Here is a 6214-nt window from a genome sequence, read left to right on the forward strand (position 1 = left end):
CCGGCTCTCGGCCGTGAACCCATCCCGCTACCCGGCCGACCTCAGCCGCTGAATCACGTTCACCACCCAGCCGACCTCAGCCACCCCGCCGGCTCTCGGGCGTGAACCCCATCCCACTACCCGGCCGACCTCGACCACTGAACCACGTTCACCACCCAGCCGACCTCAGCCACCCCGCCGGCTCTCGGGTGTGAACCCCATCCCGCTGCCCGGCCGAGCTCGGCCGCTGAGCCACGTTCACCGCCCGGCCGACCTCGGCCGCGCGGGCGCCGGTCAGCGGTCTTGGGGTTCGCGGAGGCGGGGCTCATCGGAGTTGGTGCGGTCGTCCTGGATCCAGGGGTTGTCGGGCAGGTCGAGGGACGGCGGGTCCGTCAGCTCCGGCTCCACGTCCTGGCGTGCGCGGTCGCCCGGGTTGTCCTGGTCGGGCTCGTCGGTGAAGGACGGGCCGCCGTCGGGCTCGGGGACGTCCCATTCGTCCGAGTCGGTCGGAGGCGTGTAGTCGGGGTCGGGGACGTCGCTGTCGTAGTCGGGCGTCTCGTAACCCGAGGAGTAGCCGTAGTCGGACGGCTCGGGGAACTCCTCGACGGGCTTGCCCTCCATGGCCTCGGTCATGAACGCCCGCCAGATCTGCGCCGGCAGCGAACCGCCGAACTGCGTGCCGTATCCCGGGATCGTGACGGTGGCGTTGTCGTCGCGGAACATGTTGACCGCCACCGCGAGCTGCGGTGTGTAGCCGTTGAACCAGACCGACTTCGAGTCGTCGGTGGTGCCCGTCTTGCCGGCCACCGGGCGGTCGTAGAGCCGGGCGCCGGTGCCGGTGCCGTATTTGACGACCTGCTCCATCGCGTACGTGGTGTCGGCGGCGGCCTGCTCGCCCACCACCTTCGTGGCGGCCGGCTCGACGACCTGCTTGCGGCCCTGGGCGTCGGTGACCGACCGCACCACGTGGGCCTCCATGTGCACGCCCTTGTTGGCGAACGTGGCGAACCCGGAGGCGTTCTGCACGGCGCTGACCGAGGCGACGCCGAGCGGGAACGAGGCGGCCGCCTGGTGGGGCTTCAGCTGGGCGGCGGGGATGCCGGCCAGCTCGGCGGTCTTGGCCACCTTGTCCAGCCCGACCTTCTGGCCGAGGTCGACGAACGCGGTGTTGACGGAGTTCTGGGTGGCGCTGACCAGGTTGATGAGCCCGTACGAGCGGTCGCTGTCGTTGGGGATGGGCTTGGAGGCCGAGGCCACCCGCAGCGGCGAGTTGCCGTCGACGCGGGTGGACAGGTCGAACCCGTTGTCGAGGGCCGCGGCCAGGGTGTACGGCTTGAACGTCGAGCCGGCCATCACCTTGGCGGAGAACGCGTTGTCGAAGTGTTCCACCTGCGCGGGACGTCCGCCGTAGAAGGCGACGACCTCGCCGGTGGCGGGATCGACGGCGGCCAGGCCCGTACGGACCTGCTTCGGGGTGGAGTCGGGCAGCAGGTCCTCCACCGCGCGCTCGGCCGCCTGCATGAGCTTCTTGTCGAACGTGGTGACGACCTTCAGGCCGCTGCTGTTGATGTCCTCGTTGGTGTAGCCGCGGCGGTTGAGCTCGGCGGTGACCTGCTCCAGCATGTGCTGGGCCTGGCCCTTGAGCTCGAACGGCTTCTTCGGCGGCGCGAGCTCGGGGAACCGCTCGGCGGCGGCCTGCTCGGGCGTCAGCGCGCCGGTCTGCGTCATCGCGTCGATCACCGACTGCCAGCGCGCCTTGACCGCGTCCAGGTCGGCGCCCTGGGGGTCGGCGAAGCGGCTGGGCTGCTGGATGACCGCCGCGAGGTAGGCGCCCTCGGCCACGGTCAGGTCGCCGACGTCCTTGGCGAAGTAGGCGCGGGCGGCCGACTGCACGCCGTTGGCGCCGCGGCCGAAGTAGATCGTGTTGAGGTACTGCTCCAGCACCCAGTCCTTCGGCTTGGACTGGTCGACCTTCATCGCGATGAGGATCTCTTTGAACTTGCGGGTGACCGAGCGCTCCTGGCTCAGCCCGCTGTAGTAGTTGCGGACGAGCTGCTGGGTGATGGTGGAGCCGCCCTGGAGCTGCTGCCCGGTGAACGTGGACCAGACGGCGCGGGCGGTGCCCTTGATCGACACGCCGGCGTCGTCGTAGAAGGACCGGTTCTCGGCGGCGATGACCGCGTCGCGCACGTGCTGGGGCACCTGCGCGATATCGACCCTTCTGCGGTCGACGCCCTGCCGCGCGAGCACGGTTTTACCGTCGCGGTAATAGATCACCGAACCCTGCGCGGTCGCCTGTTTCTGCGTTGTGTCCGGAATCGGAGTCATCGCCCAGGCAATGGCGAAAAGACCGGCCAGCACGAGGATTCCGGCACCGAATGAAATCAGTACAAGCCGGAGAAGCCGCCGTTTTCGCATTCCGTTTCCACCACCACTCCGCACCCCTGACTCCCCTCCGTCAAGCGTCGCCCCATCCCCGCAGCCTGGGCGAATGCCAAGGGTAAACGATCGATAATGGTGCCTCGTCCCCCGCTGATACTACGACGGCCGGCGCCCTTCCTGACGCGGAACATCGGCGACCAATGGCAACACTCGGTAGGGAACCGGAGTGTCAAGGGCGATGATCGAATTAGTCCTGAGTACGCCTTGAACATCAACGATCACATCGATAACCCGCTGCAAATCCGAGTTCGTCCGCGCCACCACCCGGCAGAGCAGATCGCTGCCGCCGGTGATGGTGTGCACCTCCAGCACCTCGGGGATGCGGGCCAGCCGGTGGGCCACCGGGTCGTGCCCGGCCACCTGCCGGATCTCCAGGCTGACGAACGCGGTGACGTGGTAGCCGAGCGCGGCGGGCGAGACGTCGGGCCCGAAGCCCGTGATGACACCCCGGTCGATGAGCCGGTCGAGGCGGGCCTGCACCGTGCCGCGGGCCACGCCGAGCCGGCGCGAACACTCCAGCATGCCCAGCCGGGGCTCCTCGGTCAGCAGGGTGATCAGGCGGGCGTCAAGCTCGTCGATTGTCATGCTGTACAGATTTACCGGAGAAATCCGCGATCAACTAGGCAGATTGTCCACTCGTAGAGGTAACTGTTGCGCAACTAGTCCAGGAAATTCGACAGTTGTGAGCATGAGTGATGTCTTTCCGGTTAACGGCATGGACGCCGTGGTGTTCGCCGTGGGCAACGCCAGGCAGGCGGCCCACTACTACTCGACCGCGTTCGGCATGAAGCTGGTGGCCTACCGCGGGCCGGAGAACGGCAGCAAGGACGCGGCCGCGTACGTGCTGACCTCGGGCAGCGCCACGTTCGAGTTCCGGGCCTCGATCCGCCCGGGCACCGAACTGGCGCGCCACGTCGCCGAGCACGGCGACGGGGTGATCGACCTGGCCATCCAGGTGCCCGACGTGGAGGCCGGCTACGCCCACGCCGTGGCCAACGGGGCCAAGGGCCTGGTGGAGCCGTACACGCTGGAGGACGAGCACGGCAAGGTGACGATCGCGGCCATCGCCGCGTACGGCGAGACCCGGCACACGCTGGTCGACAGGTCCAACTACCACGGGCCCCACCTGCCGGGCTACGTGGCGGCGGAGCCCCTCGTGGCCCCGCCCGCGACCAGGACGGGGCGGCTGTTCCAGGCGATCGACCACTGCGTCGGCAACGTCGAGCTGGGCAGGATGGACGAGTGGGTGGAGTTCTACCGCAAGGTCATGGGCTTCACGAACATGGCCGAGTTCATCGGCGATGACATCGCCACCGAGTACTCCGCGCTCATGTCGAAGGTCGTGGCCGACGGCACCCGCAAGGTCAAGTTCCCGCTCAACGAGCCGGCGGTCAGCCGCAAGAAGTCGCAGATCGACGAGTACCTCGAGTTCTACGGCGGGCCGGGCGTGCAGCACATCGCGCTGGCCACCAACGACATCCTGACCACGGTCGACCACATGCGGGCGGCGGGCGTGCGGTTCCTGGACACTCCCGACTCCTATTACGAGGACCCCGAGCTGCGCGAGCGCATCGGCGAGGTGCGCGTCCCGATCGAGGAACTGAAGAAGCGCCGCATCCTTGTCGACCGCGACGAGGACGGCTACCTGCTGCAGATCTTCACCCAGCCCGTGCAGGACCGGCCCACGGTCTTCTTCGAGCTCATCGAGCGGCACGGCTCGCTCGGGTTCGGCAAGGGGAACTTCAAGGCGCTCTTCGAGGCGATCGAGCGCGAGCAGGAGCGGCGAGGCAACCTGTAGAGGGGGCCTGCCGGGGCGGTGCGGTGACGAGTCGTCGGCAGTCCGTGACCCAGCGTAAGATTCTGGTCACGATCTGAAGGGGGCTCGTCACCTATGCGTTTCCACAGGCGCGGAGTGGTCGCGCTCGTCGTGCTCGGCAGCGTGGTCGGCTGCTCGCTCACCGACGAGCCGACACCGCCCGCGGTGCACCACACCGAAGCGGCGTACCGCCCGGGCGCCCCCGGCATCGGCGACCCCGACTTCCCCGACGACGGCAACGGCGGCTACGACGTCGCCCACTACGACCTCGACGTCGACTACACGCCCGCCACCAGACGGCTCGAGGGGGTGGCCACCATCCGGGCCGCCGCCACGCAGGGCCTGTCCAGCTTCAATCTCGATCTGGCCGGGCTCGACGTGCGCAAGGTGAGCCTCGACGGCGAATCGGCGACGTTCAGCCGGCGGGGCGACGAGCTGACCGTGCGGCCCGAGCGGCCCATCGACGCCAATGACGAGTTCACCGTCGAGGTCACCTACGACGGCGTCCCCAACCCGGCGAAGGACACCGGCAACCTCGGCACCTTCGGGTTCATGCCGACCTCCGACGGCGCGTTCGTGGCCTCCGAGCCCGACGGCTCCAAGACCTGGTTCCCGAGCAACGACCACCCGGCCGACAAGGCGACCTACGCCTTCGAGATCACCGTGCCCGCCGGGCTGACGGCGCTGGCCAACGGCGAGCAGGTCGGGCAGCCCAAGACCGCCGGTGGCAGGACCACCTTCCGCTGGCGGGAGCGCCACCCGATGGCGACGTACCTCGCGACGGCCACGCTCGGCAAGTTCGAGCTGCGCCAGGGCAAGACGGCCTCGGGCATCCCGACGCTGGCCGCCACCGACCCGGCCTTCAAGAGCGGGCTCGACCGGCTCTACACGTCCACCGCCGAGATCACCGACCACTGGGCCAAGGTCTTCGGCCCCTACCCGTTCTCCTCGACGGGCGGCGTGATCGACAACTACACCGCGGGCTACGCGCTGGAGAACCAGACCAAGCCTCTCTACGGCGGTTTCGACCCCGACGAGGTGATCGTCGCCCACGAGCTCGCCCACCAGTGGTTCGGCAACAGCCTGACCATCTGGCGATGGAAGGACCTCTGGCTCAACGAGGGCTTCGCCACGTACGCCGAGTGGATGTGGTCCGAGCACAAGGGCAGGAAGACCGTGGAGGAGTTCTTCACGGAGTTCAACAACCGCCCCGACAGCGACCCGATGTGGTCCTATCCGCCCGGGCGGGCCAAGCCCGACGACCTGTTCAACCAGTCGGTCTACACCCGTGGCGGGATGACCCTGCACGCGCTGCGCAAGGCCATCGGCGACGAGACCTTCTTCAAGCTGCTCCGCACGTGGGCCGCCGAGCACCGCTACGGGCACGTCACGACGGAGAAGTTCATCGACCTGGCCGAGCGCATGTCCGGCAAAGACCTCAACCCGCTCTTCGACGCCTGGCTCTTCCAGCCCCGCAAACCCGCCGCCTGACCCGCCGCGAATCCGCTCCGCCGGACTGACAGTGAGCGCAGGTGCCCGGTGGCGGGATCCCGTGGCTGTACGACCTCGCACGGCGAAGTCCACGCCCAAGACGGCTTCCGCAGGATTCGGGATCTGGAGGGGCTGGGGCGGCGTACGGGGATCTGGAGGGGCAGCACGGGAGCAGAACGCCAGCATGGGGTCACGACGGCCAGCACAAGGGGTCAGCACGGCCAGCACAGGGGCCAGCACGGCCGGCACGGCCGGCACGGCCAGTACAGGGGCCAGCACGGCCGGCACGGCCAGTACGAAGGCCGGGCGTCCGTATGAGGGTCGGGCGTCCGTATGAGGGTCGGGCGTCCGTATGAGAGCCGGGCGTCCGTACGAGGGCCAGGCGACCGTACGAGGGCCAGGCGACCGTACGAGGGCCAGGCGACCGTACGAGGGCCAGGCGACCGTACGAGGGCCAGGCGACCGTACGAGGGCCAGGCGAGTACG

Annotated in this window: 4 protein-coding genes; 2 read left to right on the forward strand and 2 right to left on the reverse strand. The window is 68.7% G+C overall.

What is annotated here, in order from left to right; genetic code table 11:
• Positions 1-273 precede the first annotated feature (273 nt).
• Both ACIBP6_RS43420 and ACIBP6_RS43425 read right to left on the reverse strand, forming a co-directional pair.
• Positions 274-2229, reverse strand: a complete 1956-nt coding sequence (locus ACIBP6_RS43420; RefSeq protein ID WP_397060652.1) for a transglycosylase domain-containing protein — start codon at positions 2227-2229, stop codon at positions 274-276.
• 288 nt (positions 2230-2517) lie between these two features.
• Positions 2518-3006 carry an Lrp/AsnC family transcriptional regulator gene (locus tag ACIBP6_RS43425; RefSeq protein WP_132610398.1) on the reverse strand — a complete coding sequence of 163 codons (489 nt, stop codon included), beginning with the start codon at positions 3004-3006 and terminating at the stop codon, positions 2518-2520.
• 103 nt (positions 3007-3109) lie between these two features.
• Here ACIBP6_RS43425 and hppD point away from each other — a divergent pair, with 103 nt between their 5' ends.
• Positions 3110-4219 (forward strand): 4-hydroxyphenylpyruvate dioxygenase, encoded by a 1110-nt coding sequence (gene hppD, locus ACIBP6_RS43430; RefSeq protein WP_397060654.1) that lies wholly within the window; start codon positions 3110-3112, stop codon positions 4217-4219.
• 93 nt (positions 4220-4312) lie between these two features.
• Complete coding sequence (locus ACIBP6_RS43435) at positions 4313-5728, forward strand: M1 family metallopeptidase (protein WP_397060656.1); 1416 nt, start codon at positions 4313-4315, stop codon at positions 5726-5728.
• The last annotated feature ends 486 nt before the right edge of the window (positions 5729-6214 follow it).

It is taken from the genome of Nonomuraea terrae (assembly GCF_044465245.1).
In the GTDB taxonomy this organism is placed as follows: Bacteria; Actinomycetota; Actinomycetes; order Streptosporangiales; family Streptosporangiaceae; genus Nonomuraea; species Nonomuraea terrae.